General features: G+C 75.1%; 1 protein-coding gene. It reads right to left on the bottom strand.

Annotated elements, in window-relative coordinates; translation table 11 throughout:
• On the bottom strand, positions 1 to 526 hold a 526-nt coding region (locus tag RF640_RS19095), incomplete at both ends, for a M23 family metallopeptidase (protein ID WP_368828675.1).

The raw sequence follows: 526 nt of genomic DNA, 5'->3' as shown, positions 1-526 counted from the left end.
CCGGGACGGGGACCTCGAGGGAGTACTTGCTGCGGGAGGCGGGGATGACGCGCATGCCGTCGACCCAGTCGAAGGACTGCGGGTCGACCGCCTGCCCGTCCACCCAGGTCTCGAAGTGCAGGTGCGGGCCCGTGACCCGGACGCCGGTGGCCCCCACCGTGCCGAGCTGCTCGGAGGCGGCGAGCCGGTCCCCGGTCCGCACCCGGACGTCCTCGAGGTGGTTGTAGGTGGTCCTGATCCCGTCCGCGTGGGTGACCTCCACCCGGTTGCCGCCCCAGACGTCCCAGAACACGGCCGTCACCACGCCGTCGAGGGCGGCCACGACCGGCAGGCCCGCCGCGGCGGAGACGTCGGTGCCGTTGTGGAACTCGCGCCCGCCGCGGTCCGGGGCGATCCGCCAGCCGAACTGGCCACCGGGCAGGACGGCGCCGGGACGGGCCGGGGCGATGATCGTGTTGACGGGCAGCTCGCCCTGGTACAGCTTCGGCGCCTGCCGGCCCGGGCGCACGGTCGAGGCCGACTCGCG

The organism is Kocuria sp. CPCC 205231 (assembly GCF_040980965.1).
Classification (GTDB): Bacteria; Actinomycetota; Actinomycetes; order Actinomycetales; family Micrococcaceae; genus Kocuria; species Kocuria rosea.
This window is presented reverse-complemented; position numbering and strand designations above follow the sequence as displayed.